The organism is Dietzia sp. UCD-THP, from assembly GCF_000349585.1.
Classification (GTDB): domain Bacteria; phylum Actinomycetota; class Actinomycetes; order Mycobacteriales; family Mycobacteriaceae; genus Dietzia; species Dietzia natronolimnaea_A.
The window spans coordinates 761-2,414 of sequence record NZ_KB714679.1 but is presented as its reverse complement, the minus strand read 5'-3'; the positions used below and the strand labels follow the sequence as shown (position 1 = coordinate 2,414).

The window sequence follows — 1,654 nt, the reverse complement described above, 5'->3', positions numbered from 1 at the left end:
GCATGAGCGTCAGCACGATCCCGACGCCAGTACCGAAGCCGGCCAGGGCGACAAGGCGGCGGATCGCACCGGCCACGCCTAGGGCGATGAGCACACCACCGAGCATGCCGCCGATGGTGAGCGGGAAGGATGCCGCGGCGAGGCCAGTGCCGGTCGGATCACTGTCAGAGAGCGGCACGACTGGGGTGACAGTGACGACCGCTGTCGTCGGGTCGCCACCTGCCGCGGTGACGGCCTGGGTGAGCTGTGCCTGGAGCTGGGTGGCGACCTGGCCGAGCATCTGCGTCGCCACGGCACTACCCGCGGGAGCGGTCAATACTTCGGGTGCGGTGCCGGGGGTCTCGTCGAGGATGATCGCGCCGTATGTTTCACGCTGCTCGATCTGAGAGACCGCATCATCTCGGTCGTCCGCGTCGACGAAGTCGAATGTATCTGGGGCCTTCTCAGCGAGAGCGCTCTCGAGCGCGGACACCGTCTCAGCTGGCCCGCTGATGCTGACGGGGAGATGCTGCGGCGTACTCGTCTTGGCCGGCCAGAGGAAGGCGAGCACAACGATACCGACGACGAATGAGCCAAGCACGCCGATCAGGATGGCGCGCGGCCAGCCGGTGTGGGGCGTGACGGTGGATGTGGACATGCCTGTGTGGCTCCTAGATCAGGTGGTTGTGATGATGCGATCGAGTCCGAAGGACTCGTGATCGAGAGGTTTCAGCGGGCCTGCGGGCTGTCGTCCATGGCTGCGGGCGGCCCCATCGGCAGAGGAGTGATACCCGCGCGGGCGAGTCTGCGCAGCCGATCCCACCGCTGCATCTCCCAAGGCTCGAAGGGCCAGTGACTGTTCCGGTTACCCATGGGCCCGTAGCCGAGGCGGAGCATGATGATGCCGACGAACGCGGCGAGCAGCAGCACCCCGAAGACCCAGTCCCAAATCGTTACGACACCCTGGGAGTGCACCTCAATGAGATATCAGATCCCGAGGGGCACGTGCCCGTGGACGACGGCCGCCGTGCCCGGGTTGTACCAGGTTGAGTTTTATGTTGGTGATGATCATGTGCGTGATGAATTGCCCCACCATGCCGAATAGCACCTGGGCGAAACCGAGCCAGATCAGGCGGGGGAAGAACACCGGGATCAGGTAGAACACCCACGCCGCGATGTTGATGAACGCACAGCTCGCCTGGTTGAGCTTGTAGCGGTCGGCCAGGCCGTCCGGTGCCCGGTTGAAGACTTTGTTGAGAATTCACGCAGAGCCGCCGGGCCATCGCATCTCCTCCACTTGGTGAAGGACAAGCGCGACAAGGTTGAGCAGCAGAATGATCTGCACCACGCTCAAACCGCCGAAGATCATCCATGCGACCGCGCCAGCGACGACGACCCACCCCAGGTCGTACCATCGCCCGGATGATGTAGCTGATCATCGATCTGTCCTCCCTTGCCCGATGCCGGTCGCAATCGATATCCTCAAGTGTAGAATTCTTCAGTTGTGGACGTCAATACCGATCTAGAATCGATCTTGCAAGACAGGGGAGAAGCAATGGCGATCGACGCGAACGGCAAGACAGGCCGACGACCCGGCACCGGGTCCAGTAGGCAAATGATCCTCGACGCCGCCCGCGACCAATTCACCCAGCACGGCTATAAGGGCGCGACCGTG

The 1,654-nt window shown here is 63.2% G+C and carries 2 protein-coding genes and 1 pseudogene; all 3 read right to left on the bottom strand.

Features of this window, described 5'->3' with window-relative positions:
• Window positions 1-637 (bottom strand): annotated as a pseudogene (locus H483_RS38020) (hypothetical protein); the annotation flags it as partial.
• A gap of 71 nt (window positions 638-708) precedes the next feature.
• Window positions 709-954: a hypothetical protein gene (locus H483_RS38015; protein ID WP_017838668.1), complete on the bottom strand. Its 246-nt coding sequence runs from the start codon at window positions 952-954 to the stop codon at window positions 709-711.
• 1 nt (window position 955) lies between these two features.
• Window positions 956-1,144, bottom strand: a complete 189-nt coding sequence (locus H483_RS39440) for a hypothetical protein (protein WP_181365983.1) — start codon at window positions 1,142-1,144, stop codon at window positions 956-958.
• Between the last annotated feature and the right edge of the window lie 510 nt (window positions 1,145-1,654).